At 62.1% G+C, this 19,435-nt stretch carries 17 protein-coding genes; 10 read left to right on the forward strand and 7 right to left on the reverse strand.

Annotation, left to right across the window (positions count from 1 at the left end):
• Positions 1–315: 315 nt before the first annotated feature.
• Positions 316–3,033: a nitrate reductase gene (locus LPB19_RS04710; protein WP_228289212.1), complete on the forward strand. Its 2,718-nt coding sequence runs from the start codon at positions 316–318 to the stop codon at positions 3,031–3,033.
• Here the strand turns inward: LPB19_RS04710 and LPB19_RS04715 are convergent.
• From LPB19_RS04715 to LPB19_RS04725, 3 genes are all read right to left on the reverse strand, one after another.
• Positions 3,022–3,720, reverse strand: coding sequence for a hypothetical protein (locus LPB19_RS04715; protein WP_228289213.1), 699 nt, complete (start codon positions 3,718–3,720; stop codon positions 3,022–3,024). The genes LPB19_RS04710 and LPB19_RS04715 overlap by 12 nt on opposite strands.
• Positions 3,721–3,829: 109 nt before the next feature.
• Positions 3,830–4,591, reverse strand: a complete 762-nt coding sequence (locus LPB19_RS04720) for a sulfite exporter TauE/SafE family protein (RefSeq protein ID WP_206644957.1) — start codon at positions 4,589–4,591, stop codon at positions 3,830–3,832.
• The gene (locus LPB19_RS04725) at positions 4,582–5,712 is read right to left on the reverse strand and encodes a lysozyme family protein (protein ID WP_206644958.1); all 1,131 of its coding nucleotides are present in this window, start codon (positions 5,710–5,712) and stop codon (positions 4,582–4,584) included. The genes LPB19_RS04720 and LPB19_RS04725 overlap by 10 nt, the downstream gene beginning before the upstream one ends.
• Positions 5,713–5,764: 52 nt before the next feature.
• Here LPB19_RS04725 and LPB19_RS04730 point away from each other — a divergent pair, with 52 nt between their 5' ends.
• From LPB19_RS04730 to LPB19_RS04750, 5 genes are all read left to right on the forward strand, one after another.
• Positions 5,765–7,267 (forward strand): amidase, encoded by a 1,503-nt coding sequence (locus LPB19_RS04730; RefSeq protein ID WP_206644959.1) that lies wholly within the window; start codon positions 5,765–5,767, stop codon positions 7,265–7,267.
• A gap of 112 nt (positions 7,268–7,379) precedes the next feature.
• Positions 7,380–7,973, forward strand: coding sequence for a hypothetical protein (locus LPB19_RS04735; RefSeq protein ID WP_206644960.1), 594 nt, complete (start codon positions 7,380–7,382; stop codon positions 7,971–7,973).
• A gap of 170 nt (positions 7,974–8,143) precedes the next feature.
• Positions 8,144–9,151, forward strand: coding sequence for a methionine ABC transporter ATP-binding protein (locus LPB19_RS04740; RefSeq protein WP_206644961.1), 1,008 nt, complete (start codon positions 8,144–8,146; stop codon positions 9,149–9,151).
• On the forward strand, positions 9,151–9,825 hold the full coding sequence (locus tag LPB19_RS04745; protein WP_206644962.1) for a methionine ABC transporter permease: 675 nt from the start codon (positions 9,151–9,153) through the stop codon (positions 9,823–9,825). Before LPB19_RS04740 ends, LPB19_RS04745 begins: the two co-directional genes overlap by 1 nt.
• Before the next feature lie 18 nt (positions 9,826–9,843).
• Entirely contained in the window at positions 9,844–10,623 is a 780-nt protein-coding gene (locus tag LPB19_RS04750; protein WP_206644963.1) for a MetQ/NlpA family ABC transporter substrate-binding protein, read from the forward strand.
• 81 nt (positions 10,624–10,704) lie between these two features.
• Here the strand turns inward: LPB19_RS04750 and LPB19_RS04755 are convergent, their stop codons facing one another.
• Positions 10,705–11,358 (reverse strand): peroxiredoxin, encoded by a 654-nt coding sequence (locus tag LPB19_RS04755; RefSeq protein ID WP_206644964.1) that lies wholly within the window; start codon positions 11,356–11,358, stop codon positions 10,705–10,707.
• 128 nt (positions 11,359–11,486) lie between these two features.
• The gene (locus LPB19_RS04760; RefSeq protein ID WP_206644965.1) at positions 11,487–12,854 is read right to left on the reverse strand and encodes an alanine/glycine:cation symporter family protein; all 1,368 of its coding nucleotides are present in this window, start codon (positions 12,852–12,854) and stop codon (positions 11,487–11,489) included.
• A gap of 210 nt (positions 12,855–13,064) precedes the next feature.
• Between LPB19_RS04760 and LPB19_RS04765 the strand changes: the two genes are divergently transcribed.
• Positions 13,065–13,499 (forward strand): CBS domain-containing protein, encoded by a 435-nt coding sequence (locus LPB19_RS04765; RefSeq protein WP_206644966.1) that lies wholly within the window; start codon positions 13,065–13,067, stop codon positions 13,497–13,499.
• 30 nt (positions 13,500–13,529) lie between these two features.
• A complete protein-coding gene (fghA, locus tag LPB19_RS04770; protein ID WP_206644967.1) occupies positions 13,530–14,375 on the forward strand; it encodes an S-formylglutathione hydrolase in 846 nt (281 codons plus the stop codon).
• Between the two features lie 27 nt (positions 14,376–14,402).
• Here the strand turns inward: fghA and LPB19_RS04775 are convergent, their stop codons facing one another.
• Complete coding sequence (locus LPB19_RS04775; protein WP_206644968.1) at positions 14,403–15,527, reverse strand: HD-GYP domain-containing protein; 1,125 nt, start codon at positions 15,525–15,527, stop codon at positions 14,403–14,405.
• A 255-nt stretch (positions 15,528–15,782) separates the two neighbouring features.
• On the opposite strand from LPB19_RS04775, the gene LPB19_RS04780 reads away from it, so the two are divergent.
• Positions 15,783–16,811, forward strand: a complete 1,029-nt coding sequence (locus LPB19_RS04780) for a GGDEF domain-containing protein (RefSeq protein WP_206644969.1) — start codon at positions 15,783–15,785, stop codon at positions 16,809–16,811.
• Here LPB19_RS04780 and LPB19_RS04785 read toward each other — a convergent pair.
• Positions 16,741–18,138: an MATE family efflux transporter gene (locus tag LPB19_RS04785; RefSeq protein ID WP_206645689.1), complete on the reverse strand. Its 1,398-nt coding sequence runs from the start codon at positions 18,136–18,138 to the stop codon at positions 16,741–16,743. The two genes, LPB19_RS04780 and LPB19_RS04785, sit on opposite strands and share 71 nt — an antisense overlap.
• Before the next feature lie 171 nt (positions 18,139–18,309).
• Here LPB19_RS04785 and LPB19_RS04790 point away from each other — a divergent pair, with 171 nt between their 5' ends.
• The gene (locus LPB19_RS04790; protein ID WP_206644970.1) at positions 18,310–19,182 is read left to right on the forward strand and encodes a carboxylate/amino acid/amine transporter; all 873 of its coding nucleotides are present in this window, start codon (positions 18,310–18,312) and stop codon (positions 19,180–19,182) included.
• Positions 19,183–19,435: the final 253 nt, after the last annotated feature.

A 19,435-nucleotide genomic window follows, 5' to 3' on the forward strand; every position in this document is an offset into this window, starting at 1 on the left:
CTCTTGCGTTGCCGCACTAACTTGAGGCCGCTGAGCGCGGCGCAATGGCACGGCGGTGGGTGCTGTCGGACCAACCCTGCATTGATGGCGTGCCCCAGGGCCGCTGTGGGCAAGGCTTTGGGGGACGTCTGCATCGGCTGCGCGGCGGCGGGACCGGGCCCGGCAGCTATGGCCCCGTTATTGCAATCTTTTTCCAAAAGGAGCGGATAACCGTTCCGCCCACAATCTAATCATGGCGACGAGGCCTGTGCCCTTTGCATCCGATTCAGCGGATCCAAGGACACAGGCTTTTTGCGTTTTCCCGGGAGGATCTGCGTGGATAACACGGTATCGCTCACTGCCGCGACGCACACCACTTGCCCCTATTGCGGCGTTGGCTGTGGCGTGATGGCCAAAACCGACGGCGTGGCCGGAGACAGCCGGCATCCGGCCAACCTGGGGCGTCTGTGTGTGAAAGGCTCGGCCCTGCACGAGACCCTGGTGCCAACGGGCCGGCTACTGCGCCCCCGCGTGCATGGCCGGGAAACCGGCTGGCCCGATGCTGTCGCCGAAGTCTCCACGGCGATTGCTCAGGCGCTGGCAACGCATGGCCCGGGGTCGGTCGCCTTTTACCTGTCGGGGCAGTTGCTCACCGAAGATTATTACGTCGCCAACAAGCTGGCGAAAGGCTTCATCGGCACGCCCCATGTCGACACCAATTCACGCCTGTGCATGTCCTCGGCCGTGGCCGCCCACAAACGAGCGTTCGGTGAGGATTGCGTGCCCGGCTGTTATCAGGACCTGGAGCTGGCGGACTTGCTGGTACTGACTGGCAGCAACGCGGCCTGGGCCCATCCGGTGCTGTACCAGCGGATGCAGGCCGCATCGCGCCCCGGCCGCCGGGTCGTGGTGATCGATCCCCGCCGAACCGCGACCGCGGAGCTGGCAGATTTGCATCTGAAACTGAAACCGGGAACCGACACCATCCTGTTCAATGGCCTGCTGCACTGGTTGTGGCAGGAAGGGGCCGTGGATGAAGCCTACGTTGCCCGGCATTGCACCGGTTTCGAGGCGGCAATGGGTGCCGCCCGGGCATCCGCGGCCAGCCCGGCTTCGGTAGCCCGGCAGTGTGACCTCCCGGACGCCGATGTGGAGCTGTTTTACCGCTGGTTTGCCGAGACCTCGCGCACCGTGACCGCGTTTTCGCAAGGCATCAACCAGTCCAATGCCGGTACCGATAAGGCCAACGCCATTATTAACTGCCATCTGGCCACCGGCCGGATCGGCCGCCCCGGCGCCGGGCCGTTGTCACTGACCGGCCAGCCCAATGCCATGGGTGGTCGTGAGGTGGGTGGTCTGGCCAACACGCTGGCGGCGCACATGGACTACGACACCCCCGGCGCCAGGACAGGTGTGGCCGAATTCTGGGGCTGTCGCGGTATACCGGAACAGCCGGGCCTGAAAGCGGTGGACCTGTTCGAGGCGGTGCACCGGGGCGACATCAAAGTGCTGTGGATTATGGGCACCAACCCGGCGGTCAGTCTGCCCGATTCGGCCCGGGTGCGGGCAGCGCTCGAGCGTTGCCCGACGGTCATTGTCTCCGATTGCATGGCCGAGACCGACACCACACGCTACGCCAATATCCTGCTGCCCGCCGCCGGCTGGGGCGAAAAAGACGGCACCGTGACCAACTCCGAACGCTGCATATCGCGCCAGCGCGGTTTTCTGCCTCTGCCGGCCGAGGTGCGCCCGGACTGGTGGATTATGAGCGCCGTTGCCGACGCCCTGGGTCATGGCGACGCCTTTGCTTATCAGGCGCCGGTGGATATCTTCCGCGAACATGCCGCGCTCTCGGGCCTGTCGGTGACGGCCAGTGGTGGCCGGCGTCAGTTCGATATCGGCGTGATGGCAAGCCTGTCCGCAGCCGAGTATGACCAGATGACGCCGGTGCAGTGGCCGGTGCAGGTGGATTCCGCCGGACGTTTCGCCGGCACAGCGCGCCTGTATTCCGAGGGTGGGTTCTCGACGCCGGATGGCCGCGCACGGATGGTACCGGTTGAGACGATGGCACCCGGCCAGCGGCCGTCGCACCGGCACCCGGTGATCGTGAACTCCGGCCGCATCCGTGATCAGTGGCACACCATGACCCGTACCGCATTGGCACCGCGGTTACTGGCACACCGGTCAGAACCGTTCATGGAGGTTCATCCCACGGACGCCCGGCGCTATGCCCTGGTGGAAGGTGGACTGGCCCGACTGACGGGGACAAGCGGTGAAAGCTTTGTCGGGCGGGTCCGCGTCACGTCGGACCAGCGCTCCGGTGAGGTGTTCGTGCCGATTCACTGGAACCGGCAGTTCACCGCCCGGGGCGTCGCCACCGAACTGATGCAGCCGGTGACAGACCCGATCTCCGGCCAGCCAGAGGGCAAACACGGTGTCGCGGATCTCGCGCCGCTGCCGACCCGCTGGCAAGCCCGCCTGATGCGCCGCGATGCCAGCGGCTGGCGTGCGGAGGCAGTCTGCCCTGATGGTTACTGGGCACGTCAGCCATTACTGCACTGCGACAGCTGGTGGCTGGCCAGCAACCAGCCGGTGGACTGGCCCCGTGAGTCGGAGCTCTGGCTCGGCGGCCGGCCACAGGTGTTCGTTGATGATCCGGCAAGCGGCCGATACCGTGCCGCCCGAATTGTCGATGGTCAGTTGCAGGCGGTGCTGCTGGTGGATACTTGCGCGGAGGCCCTGCCGGATCTGGCCTGGCTGGATCAGTGCTTCAACGCAACCGTGCTGAGTGACGAGCAGCGCCGATACCTGCTGGCTGGCCGCACGGTCGAGGTGGAGGACACCGGGGCTCTGGTGTGCAGTTGTTTCCAGGTGGGGGAAAAACAGATCACCCGTGCAATTCGAGCGGGCACCGACAGCGTGGCGGAGCTGGGGCAGGCTCTGCGCTGCGGCACCAACTGCGGCTCCTGCCTGCCGGAGATTCGCGCATTGCTGGAGGCCCACCGGGTCGAGGCCAGCAGCACCGGGCGGCGCGACAAGGTGTTAGCTGACTGAGTGCAGCATTGGCAGGGGCACCCGGTAACGCACACCCCGGGCGGAACCGGTGCCTTCCACCGTGCAGGTTTTCCGGTTGATCCGGAGAATCCGGCCCTGAATTTCCTTCGGCTCCTGGCCAAACACCACCCGCTCTCCGACCCGCCACTGCCGGCGGATCTGGTTCGGGTCTGGCAGCTTGAACGGCGTGTCAGGCAGCGCCAATGCCTGTCTGGCGGCCTCGTCCGCCAGGGTCTGGCGCGCCGCCTCGGCACCACCGCTCTCATGGAGGTTGTCCAGAATGGCGTAGAAATGCCGGTTGTGAACGGAGCCGCGAAAACGCTTGCCCGCGCTCTGTTGCAGAAGATGGGCAAATTCATGGCAGCAGGTATGGGCCAGCAGGTTCAGGGGGCTGACTTCCCCGTCGAAGTAGCAACGGCGCTGGATTTCTCGGCTGGACAGCCAGCCCTGGGCCGACTCCGCCGAGTATTTGGCTTCAATCATCCGCACCCCGTAGGTGATCTGGTGCTCTTTCCGGCGCGGGTCGAACCGATGGTAGGTAGCCTGGCCGGACCCGGTCCGACACGCCAGGGTGCTGCCGGGAATCCGCTCCCGAACCCACGGGGCGGCCGGCCGCCAGAGCACCTGCTCGGTGACCTCACACATCAGTTCGCCGAGTTGGCGGGCATGGGGGGCTGTGTTGCTCATGACTGGGGCGGATCGCTTCGGGCTGACTACAACGGTATGAACCTAGGGTAACGCCAGAGGTGGCCGATGACCATGAACATTCTGAGAGGTCAGCGCCCCGGGGCCCCAATCACGCAAGCCAGTCTGCCCCGGCCAGCCAGATCAGTCTGAGCGCCAAGGCCGTTAGTACCAGGTTGAACAGCCGGTGGAACCACTGGTTGCTGAAGGATTTCAGCAGGTGAAGGCCGATCCAGGTGCCGGCAAAGCCACTGGCGATCATGGCGAGGATAAATGGCAGCCAGTCCGGAAAGACGAATCCGGCGAGGGTGAACACCAGCGCCTTCGGGGCATGCTGAAGGCACATGGCCGCCGCGAAGGTGGCCACGGTGGAAAAGCGGTCGGCCCGGATCTGCTTGATGAACGCCGCCACCAGCGGGCCGGTGGCGCCCACGAACAGGCTGACAAAGCTGGTCAGCACCGAGGTCATAAACGTACCGGCGGCACCCAGCGAGGCCTTGGGCAGCGGCGGGCCCCAGCACAGATAGAGAACAAACAGGGCAATGGCCAGCTGCCAGACCGGTTCGGGCAGATCGACCAGAAGCCAGGCCCCCAGCAAGGTGCCGACCAGCACACCGGGAGCAAAGGCCGCGATGACCGGCCAGTTGATGTGTCGGAAGGTCAGGGTGGCCCGGCCCGCATTGGAGCCAAGCTGAATCATGCCATGCACCGGAATGATCGCCGCCGGAGGCAGCCAGCCCGCCATCAACACCAGCAGCAGCACACCACCGCCGGCACCGAGGGTGGCGGTAATCAGTGAGGTCAGGACAGAACTGGCGAGCAGCACCAGCGCGATGGTCAGGCTCAGGTCTGCAGGCAGGAAAGCTACTTCCATGCACAAAAGTCCGTTTTCGTGATTTCCGGCGTGCGACACAGCGTTTCCATCGCCAGCTCGACGTCAGCAACGTAATACAGCGAGGCCAGCCCGAGCCGGTCCCGGCCCAGATTGTGAAATACCATGCCAAAGGCAATGTCCCCGGCGCTGAAGCGTTCATGGTGTTCGGCAAAATAGCCCGCTGGCTTGGCCAGCGTATCGTCGGTCAGCAGTGCAGTGACGCGCCCGGCACCGCCGTGGTAAGCCTGGATCAGCAACAGGTGAAACAGCCGATCCTGCTTCTGCTCCGGCAGATGGCCAAAGCGTTGCTCGAATACCGGACGAAGATTGCGGGCGTTCTGGTTGGTCAGGCGCAGCGCGCAGTCAATCTGGGCCAGCCGATGCCAGTAGTTCTTGGGCCGGATCTGACAGTCCGACAGCGCCGAAGGCGATAATTGCAGGATGCCGCGGGCGTTGGCCGTGGAGTGGGCACGTTGCCGGCCCCCGCTTTCAATCAGGATCTGTCCGGCCAGATGGGGCAGGAGTTGGGGCGACAGGTCGATTCGGCCCTGTTGCACGCGGGTCTGGTGGACATAGATCAGTGCCTCGTGCAGCGAACCGGGTTCGGTGGACGACGCAAAGGTCAGATCGTCCCAGGCTCCCCACAACCGGTTGTCCGGAGCGCGGCCGAGATAACGATTCAGGGCCTCATCCAGGTTCACATGGGGCTGATCGCAGGCCAGCGCAAAGGGGTAGCCGGTTTGCCCGCTGTCGCCCGGCACCCAGGTGTCGACCCGTTTGTTCTGGTGCAGGGAGCGCCGGGTCTCGTTGAGTTTGGTCTGGGTCTCGTCGCGGGTGGTGCCGTCCGAGATCCAGGCCAGAAACTGCCCGCGCATATCAAACAGGATGTGGCGGTCGCTGGCCGAGCAATAGCTGGTTTCCCGCAAGACCCAGTCGCGGATGGTCAGCACGTTGGTGTACACACCCTGGCTGACCCAGTAGGGCGAGTTGCGCACCACCCGGGTCCAATCCTGTCCTTCATCCCCCGGGGCCGCAGGCTCTGCCCGGACGCACAGTGCCAATGCCGTTATCAGGATGAAAATCAGGCCCTGCTGTCGTAAGCTCGAGCGATTGAGGTTCATACGTGCTCCACCCGTGACCTTTCAGACCAGACAATAACAAACGGGAACCATGATGAAGCAATCAGAATACCTGAGGTACGACGCGACAGCACTGGCTGATCTGATCAAACGCGGTGAGGTCAGCGCCCGGGAGGTCTGTGAGGCCGCCATTGAGCGGGCCACCCGGGTGGATGGCACCCTGAACGCCATTTGCCATCCGCAGTTTTCTGAGGCCCAGGCGCAGCCCTATGCCCCCGAGGCTCCCTTTGCCGGCGTGCCGATGTTGCTCAAAGACCTGGCCCAGGAACAGGCTGGCCACCCGTGTACCTATGGCAGCCGGGGCTTGGCCAGGAATGTTGCGACCCGTGATTCCGAGTTTGTGCGTCGGGTGAAGGATGGCGGACTGGTGATTCTGGGCCGCACCGCGACCCCGGAATTTGGCCTCAAGGCGATCACCGAATCGGCGCTCTGGGGAGCGTCAAAGAATCCGTGGGATACCACCTTGACGCCCGGAGGTTCCAGCGGCGGCTCCGGCGCTGCTGTGGCGGCCGGAATCGTGCCTGTGGCCGGTGCCAACGATGGCGGCGGCTCGATCCGGATCCCCGCCGCCTACAACGGGCTATTCGGGCTTAAACCGTCACGCGGGCGGATCTCCAGCGGCCCGCAGGTGGGTGAGGCCTGGACCGGCGCATCCAGCGATCACGTACTGACCCGGACCGTGCGGGACAGTGCGGTCATGCTGGACCTGCTCAGCGGGCCGGCGCCGGGGGACCCTTTTGACATTGCCCCGCCTGCTGGCCGATACACAGATCTGCACCAGAACGCCCCGGGCCAACTTCGCATCGGCATGTTCACGTCATCGCCCTACGACACCGACGTGGCGCCGGAGTGTGTTGCCGCCGTTGAATCGACGGCACGGATTCTGGAGAACCTGGGTCACGTGGTGGAATACGCCCGGCCTGAATTTGATGGTATGGCACTGGCCCGGAGCTACCTGGGGCTGTATTGCGGGGAAGTCTCGGCGCTGATGGCCCGTGCCCGGGAACACTACGGCGCCAGCGACGCTGATTTTGAACTGGATACCCGGCTGATTGCCATGCTGGGGGACAGCATGCCGTTGTCTGACTATGTCCGGCGCCGGCAGCGCTGGAATGACTTCGCCCGGGCCCTGGGCGCATTCTTTGGTGGCTATGACATGTACCTGTGCCCCACCACCGGCCATATGCCGGCCGGTATCGGAGAAATGGACACGCCGGCCACGCTGAAAATGCTGGGCAAACTCATGCTGGCCCTGCGGGCCGGCAAGCTGCTGCACGTATCCGGACAGGTTGATCAGCTGGCCATGGAAAGCCTGGCCCGTACGCCCTTTACGCAACTGGCCAATCTCACCGGCACCCCGGCGATGTCCGTGCCGGTGCACTGGACCGACGCCGGCTTGCCGGTGGGTGTGCAGTTCGGTGCGCGCCACGGCGACGAGGTTCGTCTACTGCAATTGGCGGCCCAGCTTGAAGAAGTGGCACCCTGGTTCAGCCAGTATGAACGTCTGGAACAAGTTTTTGACGGGCAGGGGTTGTGATCTGCTTGTTAAAACTCCACGTTTATCTTTCAGTACGTATCAGGCTATGCTGTTTTTAGGGAAGGGTCTTCCTTCCCTCATTCCCTGATGGCATCGAGGAGGCGAGCGTCTTATGAACCAACCGATGGCAATCGATGATGTGGTGTCCGTTGCACAAGCCGAAGCCATGGGGGAGCTGGATGCCCCGATGATGGCGATTGTGCTGTCCAGTGAACAAAGCTACGACTTGCCCATTAATTCCCTAGAAACCGATGCCGACAAGGCCCGCTGGGGTCTGATCCTGCGTGCGGCGCGCGAACATGTCGAGGCCGATGCCGTTGCAGTGCTTTACCCGGCATGGACCACCATCCGTCAGAAAGACAAGTCGGCGGAAGCCGGAGCGGATTCCGAGGAAACCGACGCCCAGGATCCCATCGATACCCTGTTCGTCCAGCTCCACACCCGTGACAAGGTGTACTGGCGGGGCTTTGAGCAAATCCGCGATCCCAAGCACCAGCGCATCATCGGGTTCCGCCGGATCAAAGCGCTGTCGTCCGATTATCTGCGCGATGAAGCGCCCAAGATCGCCAGCTGGCTGAGCACCCTGTTCGAGCCCCTGCCGGAAGAGGGCGAGGAAACCGACGTGGACCGGGAGCTGGCCAATCTGCTGGAAGAGCCGGAAGTGAGCGCAGCGCTCTACCCCCGGCAATTGAGGGCCCTGCACTGAGCAGGGCTTGTTCACACCCGCCCCGGCCGGTCCTCCGGCCGCCAGTTCTTTCCTTTCTGTCGCCTGTGTAAGGGCAACTACCCACCTGATCGGGATCCTTCGGATTCAGGTCTGGTGGGCAAATAGTCTATAATCGCCCGTTTTACCGTTGCACCCACAAGGCGCTGAACGTGATTGTATTTGACCAGGTACAGAAGTCGTATCAGGTCGGGGGGCGGGCGATCCCTGCGCTGCATCCGACTGATCTGACCATTGAAGCCGGCGAAGTGTTTGGCATTGTCGGCCATTCCGGAGCGGGCAAATCGACGCTGGTGCGTCTGATTAACCTGCTGGAGCGGCCTACCGGCGGCCGCATCCTGATTGATGGCGAAACCATCAACGATTATGGCTCGGCAGAGCTGCGTGCTTTCCGCCGCAAGGTCGGCATGATCTTCCAGCATTTCAATCTGTTGTCGTCCAAGACCGTGGCGGAGAACATCGCCTTTCCGATGAAGCTGGCGGGCATCTATTCCAAATCGGAGATCACCGATCGGGTGCAGGAACTGCTGGCCCGGGTGAGCCTGTCGGACCACGCCAACAAGTATCCGTCCCAGTTGTCCGGGGGGCAGAAACAACGTGTTGGCATAGCCCGTGCGCTGGCCTGTCGTCCGACCATCCTGCTGTGCGATGAGGCAACCAGCGCGCTGGACCCGCAGACCACCCAGTCGGTCCTGAAATTGCTGGCGGATATCAACCGCGAGCTGGGCCTCACCATTGTGCTGATCACCCACGAAATGGACGTGGTGCGCCGGGTCTGTGACCGGGTGGCGGTGATGGACGCCGGGCGAGTGGTAGAAATGGGGCCGGTGAGTGAAGTGTTCCTGCATCCGCAGCATCCGACCACGCGGGATTTCGTGTTTGAAAGCGAAAGCATCGATCGTGAAGAGCTGCAGGAAGATCTGAGCAAGGCGGATGGTCGTATCCTGCGCCTGACGTTCAAAGGCGATGCCACCTACAAGCCGCTGCTTGGCAGTGTCGCCCGTGAAGCGGGTGTGGACTTCAGTATTCTTTCCGGCCGGATTGACCACATCAAGGATCGCCCTTACGGCCAGCTGACGCTGTCACTGGTGGGTGGCGACCTTGAGGTTGCCATGAAGGCGCTGGAAGCCGCCGATGTTCACGTGGAGGTGCTGCGCTGATGGACGTTTTCATGGATCTGTTCAGTAACGTCGACTGGTCTGAAATCGGCTGGGCGAGCTGGGACACCCTGGTGATGGTGGGCATGTCCCTGCTGTTCAGTGTGGTGATCGGCCTGCCGATCGGGGTGTTGCTGTTTCTGACGGGCAAGCGCCAGCTGCTGGAGCAGCCGGTGGCCTACGCTGTGCTGTCGTTCGTGGTGAACGTGCTACGGTCGGTGCCCTTTATCATCCTGCTGATCGTGATGATCCCGTTCACCGTGATGCTGATCGGGACCTCGCTCGGGGTGGCCGGCGCGATTCCGCCACTGGTTGCCGGTGGTGCGCCCTTCTTTGCCCGGCTGGTGGAAACCTCTTTGAGGGAGGTGGACCGGGGCATTATTGAAGCCACCCAGGCGATGGGCGCGAACGTCAAACAGATTGTGTTCGGTGCCCTGTTGCCCGAGGCGATGCCGGGCATCATTGCGGGCATCACCGTGACCGCGATTACCCTGGTATCCTACGCCGCCATGTCCGGGGTGATCGGCGGTGGTGGCCTGGGTGATCTTGCCATCCGTTTCGGGTATCAACGCTTTCAGACCGATGTCATGGTGATTACCGTGGCGTTACTGGTGATTTTCGTGCAAGTGCTGCAGATGGCCGGCGACCGTCTGGTGCTTTATTTCAGCCGCAAGTAATCGAAGCAGGAGATGATTATGAATCTTAAGCAGTCCCTGGTGGCCCTGGCCGCTGCCTTTTCCGTATCTGTCGCGTCCGCCGAAGAGCTGTCCGTGGCGGCCACTCCGGTACCTCACGCCGAAATTCTGGAATTCGTGAAACCGGCTCTGGCTGAGCAGGGCGTTGAACTGGATGTGAAGGTCTTTACCGACTACATCCAGCCGAACGTGCAGGTTGATCAGAAGCGCATGGATGCCAACTTCTTCCAGCACCAGCCCTACCTGAGCGAGTTCAACTCCGGCCGTGGCACGGAGCTGGTGAGTGTGACAGGCGTGCACGTCGAGCCCTTCGGCGCCTACTCCAGCCGTATTGATTCGCTGGACGAGCTGCCGGAAGGTGCGGTGGTTGCCATCCCGAACGACCCGACCAACGGTGGCCGTGCCCTGCTGCTGCTGCAGAAAGCCGGTCTGATCACGCTGGAAGACGCCAGCAAGATCACCGCCACGCCGCGGGACATTGCCGAAAACCCGAAAGACCTGGACTTCAAGGAACTGGAAGCGGCAACCCTGCCGCGGATTCTGGGCCAGGTTGATTTGGCGCTGATCAACACCAATTACGCGCTGGAAGCGGGCCTGAACCCGACCGAAGACGCGCTGCTGATCGAGGGCTCTGATTCACCGTATGTGAACATCCTCGTGGCCCGTCCGGACAACAAGGACAGCGATGCCATGAAGAAGCTGGCGGAAGCGCTGGCCAGCGATGAGGTCAAGCAGTTCATCATGGACAAATACCAGGGCGCCGTGGTTCCGGCAAACTGAGTTGGTTTAAGACTGAATCTGCAATAAAAAAAGCCGGGCGGCTGATACCGCCCGGCTTTTCTTGGTTCTATGGCACGGAATTTATTCGCCGCTCCAGTTGGCTTTCGGGTCCGGGGTCATTCGCAGATAGGATTTGACCGCCTTGTAGCCTTTCGGAAAGCGCTGTTTGATTTCGTCCTCATCCTGCAGTGACGGCACGATCACGACGTCTTCGCCACGGGTCCAGTTGCCGGGCGTGGCTACCTTGTGATCTTCCGTGAGTTGCAGTGAATCCACCACCCGCAGCACCTCGTTGAAGTTACGGCCGGTGCTGGCCGGATAGGTGATGGTCAGGCGTACTTTTTTGTTCGGATCGATCACGAACAGCGAACGTACCGTCAGGCTGTTGTCCGCATTGGGGTGGATCATGTCGTAGAGCTCGGAAACCTTCCGGTCGTGGTCGGCGATGATCGGAAAATTGACCGTGCAGTTCTGGGTTTCGTTGATGTCCGCGATCCATTCCTTGTGGGAATCCACCGGGTCCACGCTGAGCGCGATGGCTTTTACGTTGCGCTTGGCAAATTCGTCCTTGAGCTTGGCCGTCAGGCCCAGTTCGGTGGTACAAACCGGGGTGAAGTCGGCCGGGTGCGAGAACAGAATGCCCCAGCTGTCTCCAAGCCAGTCATGAAAGGAAATCTGCCCTTCGGTGGAGTCCTGAACGAAATCCGGTGCGGTGTCTCCCAATCGTAAACTCATAACCTGTGCTCCTCCTTGGTTTGCCTGCGATGGCACTGAATGGACAGTTCAGCCCGAACGGTCCGGGCAGGTCTGTTTTGTCATTGCCCTACTACTCACCATGGGCGCGCGCTCAGCAAATACAAGGGCTACCCGCCCTGACCCACAGACCGCTGCTGGTCAAAGTGTTCCCGGGTCAGCTTGAACACTACCGGGCTAAGCAGGGCCAGCGCCACCAGGTTGGGCAAGGCCATCATGGCATTCAGGGTGTCGGCAATCAGCCAGACGATGCCGAGGTTCAGGCTGGCGCCAACCGGAATCGCGAGTATCCAGGCGATCCGGTAGGGCACGATGGCTTTGACGCCGAACAGGAACTCAATGCATCGCTCGCCGTAGAAGGACCAGCCGAGAATGGTGGTGAAGGCGAAAATGGCCAGGGCAATGGCCACCAGGTAATTGCCCACGCCGGGCAGGGCATCGGCAAAGGCCATGGAGGTCAGTTCGGCACCGGACACACCGCTGGTCCATAACCCGGAGGTAATGATCACCAGCCCGGTGATCGTGCAGATGATGATGGTGTCGATAAAGGTGCCGAGCATCGCCACCAGACCCTGATTGACCGGGCTCTTGGTTTGCGCGGCGGCGTGGGCAATCGGGGCAGAGCCCAGACCGGCCTCGTTGGAAAAGATGCCCCGGGCAACCCCGAAACGAATCGCAGCCCAGACCGCAGCGCCGGCAAAGCCGCCCTCTGCGGCAATGGGTGAAAACGCGTGTTGGATGACCATGGCCAGGGCCGAGGGAATGTCCGCCACGTTGATGGCCAGTACCGTAAGCCCGGCAATCAGGTAAGAGATGGCCATCAGGGGAACCAGCGCACTGGCGACGTGACCGATGCGCCGGATGCCGCCGATCAGGACGGCGCCCACCAGCACCATGAGGATAATTCCGGTGAGCAAATGCGGTACGCCAAAGTTGGCTTCCATCACGTCGGCCACCGAGTTGGCCTGCACGGTGTTGCCAATGCCGAACCCGGCAATGGCGGCAAACACCGCGAACAGCACGCCCATCCAGGCCCATTTGCGGCCCAGCCCGTTGCGGATGTAGTACATCGGGCCGCCCACGTGATTGCCGTTCTCATCGACCTCGCGGTAGCGCACCGCCAGCACCGCTTCCGAGAACTTGGTGGCCATGCCCACCAGGGCTGTCAGCCACATCCAGAACAGCGCCCCCGGGCCGCCGAGGAACACCGCCGTTGCGACGCCGGCGATGTTCCCGGTGCCAACCGTGGCCGACAGGGCGGTCATCAGGGCCTGGAACGGAGGAATCTCGCCCTCGCTTTCGGCGCCGGTGGAGGTTCGACCCTGCCACATCAGACGGAAACCGGCGCCGAGCTTCAGGATCGGCATCAGTTTCAGGCCCAGGCTGAGAAACAGCCCAACGCCCAGAATCATCACCAGCATGGGCGGACCCCAGACCAGGGCATTAATGTCTGAGATGAAGTTCGAAATTGTTTCCACGGGATTCTCCAGGCGTTGAGGGTGGTGGTCAGAACGGCCCGAATCCACTGAGTGTAGGCCATAACCGAATCCTGTAAACCCTACCTATGGGGGCATCCCGGCGCCAGGGTGGCGGGCTTTTTGTTTTCCTTTCTACGGGGCGTTGCCTATGTTTATAAACAAGGACCCGCCCAGGGTCGGGATGTTTAATAAGAGCAAGGAGAACCACTCATGCGCTCAGTGAAAGTCTCTGATGTCATGTGGAATCACATTGAGCCCATTCGGTGTGGCACGCCGCTGACCCGTGTGGTGAAAACACTGCTGGAAAACCACGTGTCCGGCCTGCCGGTGGTGGATAACCAGCGGCGCGTGCTGGGATTTGTCTCGGAGCAGGATTGCATCCATGCGCTGCTGGTCAGCAGCTATCACTGTGAGGGTGATCCGATCGTGGACGACGTGATGTTTCGGGAACCGGTTACCATTACGGCCGAAATGGCGGTGGTTGATCTGGCCCAGAACCTCGGCGCCGGGAAACCCAAGGTCTATCCCGTGGTGGACCATGGCAAATTGATCGGGATCGTGACCAGGACCGCCATCCTGGCCGAATTCGCGCGCATCGGTTGTGGTGTGGAATTGCCCAAGTACGCCAGTGCCGACGACGATTGACCTGGCCTCATTGCCAACTCGGAGAATCCCATGGAGCTGCTGTCGACCAACGTAGTGTTCGCCGGAGAGCACCGCCGCTATCGTCATCACTCGCCCACTCTGGGGTGTGATATGGAGTTTGCCGTGTACCTGCCACCCGGCGCGGTCGGTAAGGAACCACGGGAGGTGCCGGCCATGTACTGGCTGTCTGGCCTGACCTGTACAGACCAGAATTTCATGCAGAAGGCCGGGGCGCTGAAGCGCGCCGGGCAGCTGGGGCTGGCGATTGTCTGCCCTGACACCAGCCCACGGGGCGTGGGTTTGCCGGGGGAAGACGAGGACTACGACCTCGGCACGGGAGCCGGGTTTTACATCAACGCCACCCGGGAACCCTGGGCCAGGCATTACCGCATGTACGATTATGTGGTGAGCGAACTGCCGGAACTGCTGGAAAAGGACTTACCGCTGACGGACCAGCGTTCGGTCTGTGGCCACTCCATGGGCGGACACGGGGCGTTAATCTGTGCCCTGAAGAATCCGGGCCGGTATCAGGCGGTGTCGGCGTTTGCGCCCATTGCCAACCCTTCCGAATGCCCCTGGGGGCAGAAGGCATTCAAAGCCTATCTGGGAGACGATCCCGGCGCGTGGGAAGAGTGGGATGCGACGCTGCTGATTCCGACCGCGCGGGAGCGGCTTCCGCTGCTGGTGGATCAGGGCACGGCGGATGAGTTCCTCGACAGCCAGCTGAACCCGGATGCGCTGGCCGAAGCCTGCGAAACCTTTCATCACCACCTGCACCTGCGCATGCATCGGGGTTACGACCACAGTTACTACTTCATATCGTCATTTATTGATGACCACCTGAATCACCATGCGCAGGCGCTCGGGTTGCGATAACGGGCGGTATTGCGACGCGCCGACGCCTCAGTAACCAAAGCCCCAGATCCGGCTGAAATCCATGGACGGCATGATCTCCGGTTCCTCCAGAGCACGGATGCCGAACTCCAGCAGGCTGGTGTCGCGTTCGAAGGCGCCGTTGTAGCGATTGCCCCTGGGGCCGAATAGCACTTTCACCATGGGCCCCCGGCCCAGATGCGGGCGTGTGGTAACCACGCCCACTTCCTCGTTGTCCAGCCGCACCAGAATGCCGGGCGGATAATCCCCGAGCACTTTCAGCAACGATTTCGGAATGGCCGGACGGAACGGCCCATCACCCAGATTGCCGATCAGCTTGCGGGCCTCGCTCAGGTTCATGCGGGTACGGTAGGCCCGCTTGGTGATCATGGCGATGTAACGCTCCGCCAGCGCCAGAATCTCTGCCTCCGGGCGAATCTCGGTGCCCGACAGCCCCAGGGGGTATCCGCTGCCGTCGGCCTGTTCGTGGTGCTGGGCAATGATGGTGAGTAACAGCGGGTGATCAATACCGGCTTCTTTGAGCGCCAGGATGCTGCGCTCGGGATGCTTTCGAATCACTTTCCGCTGGGTCTCATTCAGCACCTGATTGGAGGCGTTCAGCTGATTGGCAACCGGCACCAGGGCCAGGTTTGCGGTCAGCGCGGCAGCGGTAAGTTGCTGCGTCCGTTCCTCTTCAAGGCCGAACTCGTCACCCATGAACTGGCAGAGAATGGCGTAAAACAGGATCTGTTCGTGAAAGCTGGGCTCGACCGCGTACAGATGCACCAGCGCCAGGCTGGCATCCGGGGCTTGCTTGCAGGTGCGCTCGATCATCCGGGTCAGCCCGGTCAGCCGTTGAGGCGCGGACGCTTCGCCGTTGGTGATGGCAGTCAGGGTGAGGTCGAGGGTGTGCAGCAGGTCGGGGTAATCGGCGAACGGGTTGCGCTCGTGGTTGTCGGCCTCCGGCGATTCTTCCGGGCGCCGGATGGTGCGAGGCTTGAAACGGCCGCGTTCGAACAATTGCTCCAGTTGGCCCATGGTCTGAATCACGTAGCCCTGGCGCAGAAGGACCTTGCCCTCGGCGTCGTAGACATTCCAGGGTAACGGCCGGCCGAGTTCCAGGGCGCCGGGTGCGATTCGAACCAGATCACTCACGGTGAAGATCCTGCAGAAGTGTCACTTTAGTGTACCCCTGAAACTCCCCGGGGCTCCATAGCCGGCAACAGGCGCCGCCGGACTCCTGCCGACGGATCGTGGCCACAGGCTAAACAGAATGTAAGGAATGAGACACGGTTCACATTTTGTGACTTGGTGTGGATATTTGTAACGTCTCGTACCCGCCTGAAGACGCTGGTTGGAGCTTGGGATATCTTAACAATGTCAGATACCTATCTTTTCTCTGGACCAACGATGCTCCACCGCCTCAAGACGGATTTCCGGCTGTCAATCATTACCCTGCTGGGGGCCTGCGCCATTATTGGTGTCACACCGTTTGCGGTTTACCGGTTTCTGCAAGGCCAGGTGCTGGTCGGCATTGTGGACACCTTCATCGTGGCCGGCGTGCTCGCCAGCATGGCCCATGGCTGGATCTCGGGCCGGACGCTGGTGAGTGGCAGGATCATGAGCCTGAGCTGCTCGGGGAGTGCCATCGTCATTGGCGGAGTTATCGGCGAGCCGGGCCTGTTCTGGGTATTTCCCTGTCTGCTGACCAATTTCTTCCTGGTCAATCCCAGGTTTGCGGTGTCGGTTAACCTGCTGACCATCGCCGGGCTGATGCTGCAGACCGATATCTACGATTCGCTGATCCAGATGTGGTCCTTTGGCACCGTGGCCTTTGTCGTCAGTGTCTGCGCCTACGTGTTTGCCCATCGCAACGAGAGCCAGCGCAACATGCTGGAGCACCTGGCCACCATCGATCCGCTGACGGGCGTTGGCAACCGCCGCTGCATGGATCAGGAACTGGCGCTGTCGGTGGCGGCGTCCGAGCGCACGGGACAGCCCTGCACCGTTGCCCTGCTCGACCTGGATCATTTCAAGAGCGTCAATGACGAGTTCGGCCACAGCGTGGGCGATCGGGTGCTTGTCGACGTGGTCAGCCTGATCCAGCAGAACACCCGTCGAACCGATTTCCTGTTCCGCTACGGTGGTGAGGAATTCGTGCTGCTGTTGCCCGGCACCGCAGGCCAGGGCGTGAAGAAGGTGATGACTAACCTGCAGTCGGTGATCCGCAAGCACCTGAGGGTCGGCGGCCAGGCGGTCACGGCGTCGTTTGGTGTAGCGGAACTGGACATTGGTGAAAGCGTGGATCGCTGGCTGGAGCGCGCCGATAGCGCCCTCTACCAGGCCAAAGAAGCCGGTCGGGACTGCATCATCTATGCGAACTGTCCGCGGGCGCAAAGCGAAGCAGTCGCCAGCCAAGAAGAATGCCTGCTGACGTAAGCCCACCGGTCAGCCCGACCCAGAAACCGGCCGCCCCCATGGCCGGGCGAAACAGGTCGGTGAAGGTCAGCGCGTAACCCAGAGGCAGGCCGATCCCCCAGAAAGAAAACAGCATGATGAACATGGGCACCCGGGTGTCCTTGTAGCCGCGCAATGCGCTGATGCAGGTGACCTGAATGACATCGGCGATCTGAAACAGGGCCGCAAAGGCCAGCAGACGAATCGTTACCGCCTGCACGTCAATATCCCGTGTGTAGAGCGCGGCGATCTGCTCCGAAAACCCCCACAGCAGCGACGCAAACACCAGCGCGACCAGGCCGGCCAGTATCAGCGTGCTGTGGGAAATCAGCCGGGCGGTATCCGGCGCGCCGGCACCCACCAGGAAACTGATGCGCAAGGTCAGCGCCATGCCGATGCTCAGTGGCAGCATGAACAGCAGCGACACTACATTTAGGGCGATCTGGTGGCCGGCGACCACCACCGGTCCAAGCGGCGCCAGAAACAGGGCAATCACCGAAAACATGCTGGCTTCCACGAAGATCGTGAAGCCAATGGGCACGCCGAGTTTCAGGATGTAGCTCAGTCCCGCCAGATTGGGGCGCACCCAGTCCGCAAGCAGGTGGAATCTCCGGTAGGCCTCGCTCCGGTTGAGGTATATGAGCAGCGCGAGCGCAGCAAGGCCGTTCGACAGCGTCGTTGCCCAGCCACACCCGATCCCACCCATGGCTGGGACTCCGAACTTGCCGAAGATGAAAATGTAGTTCAGAGGCAGATTGATCAGCGTGCTCAACACGGAGAAGGCCATGATCACCCGGGTATGGCCCAGGCCGTCGGTCAGCCCTCGCAGGGCGTTCATCAACAGCAGAGCAGGCACACCCCAGGAGAAGGCGTCCAGGTAGCCCTGGGTAATGCGGGCGGTGTTGGCTTCCAGATTCAGCAGTTCCAGCAACGGATGCACATGGCGCAACAGCAGGATCATGATCACCGAACCGGCGGCGGCCAGATACAGCCCCTGCCAGGTCGCCGGCATGATCTTGTCAAAGGTGCGTGCGCCGTTGTAGCCGGAAATGATGGGCTGCAGGGCACCCAGAAGCCCCATGAAAAACAGGAACACGGGCATCCAGATGCTGCTGCCAATACCCACGGCAGCCAGGTCTTCGGCGCTGGCGTGGCCGGCCATCACCGTGTCGATCACCCCGTTGGCCATCTGGGCCACCTGGGCAATCAGGATCGGACCACCCAGAAGGGCAAGGGTGCGCCACTCGGCCAGGGTACGTGGAATGAGGGGCTGGCGGGCGGCCGGTAACGGCTGGTGCGTTTCGTCCATCATGCGGCGAATCCGGGGTTGTCCGTGTGGCTGGGAGGTCAGGCCGTTGCGGCCAGCCGGCATGTTACTCCATTCGGCGATCGGCGGCACGACACGTCGACATTCGTCGGCTGGAACTTTTGTCAGGAATCAGTACAGTAGCCCGCTGGTTTTCACAGGGTAGTCAGGGCAATGGCATTACTGGTCTTCGTTACGGTTCTCTGGGCGTTTTCTTTCAGTCTGATCGGGGAGTTCCTTGCCGGTCAGGTGGACAGTGACTTTGCGGTGCTCAGCCGGGTCCTGATTGCCGCGCTGGTGTTCCTGCCTTTCCTGCGCTGGCGGGGCGTTCCCGCGGGCATGAAACTGGGCATTCTGACCACCGGCATGCTCCAGTTCGGCATCACTTACCTGTGCCTGTACCGCTCGTTCAGCTATCTCACGGTGCCCGAAGTCCTGCTGTTTACCATCTTCACGCCGCTGTACGTCACCCTCATCGACGACGCCCTGTTCCGCCGCTTTTCACCGGTGGCGCTGGTGGCTGCTGCGATCGCAACGCTGGGCGCAGGGATCATCCGTTACGATGGCCTGAGCGAAGATTTCATCACCGGCTTCCTGCTGCTGCAGGTTGCCAACTTTACCTTTGCCGCCGGGCAGGTGGGGTACAAGCACATCATGCAGCGCTATCCGCTGGACGTGCCGGCGTTTCGCACCTTTGGCTATTTCTTCGTCGGCGCGCTGATCATTGCCCTGCCCTCGTTCCTGATTTTCGGGAATCCCGACCGCCTGCCAACCACCGGCCTGCAGTGGGGCATCCTGGCCTGGCTGGGCTTTGCCGCGTCCGGGCTCGGCCTGTTCCTGTGGAACCGGGGTGGCTGCCGGGTGGATGCGGGCACCCTGGCGATCATGAACAATGCCCTGGTGCCGGCGGGTTTGCTGGTGAACCTGTTGATCTGGAACCGGGACGCAGACCTGCTGCGCCTGGCGCTGGGCGGCGGTGTTATCGCGTTTTCTCTGTGGGTGAATGCGCGCTTCCATCCACAGGCGAGACTGCGCAGCCTTGCCTGAGCGCGTCCGGGCAATCATGCCGCCCTATCTCGGATATTGCCCCTGGTGTCTGCAACGCCACGGCGTGGGCAAAGGTTATGAGAACAGTCGTCCAGGCGCTGACCCGGGGCACTCTGTCTTGCTTGGGGTCAAGCCCTGGCCCCAAAGCCCACTGGCATAATCGGCGCTCAAGAAGTGCCCCATCCTGTCGATACCTTCTGTGCGGACGGTTGTGCCGATTCCCATCCGGGTCTCGGTGTCCGGTTCTTCAGCC

It is taken from the genome of Marinobacter salinisoli, assembly GCF_017301335.1.
Lineage (GTDB): Bacteria > Pseudomonadota > Gammaproteobacteria > Pseudomonadales > Oleiphilaceae > Marinobacter > Marinobacter salinisoli.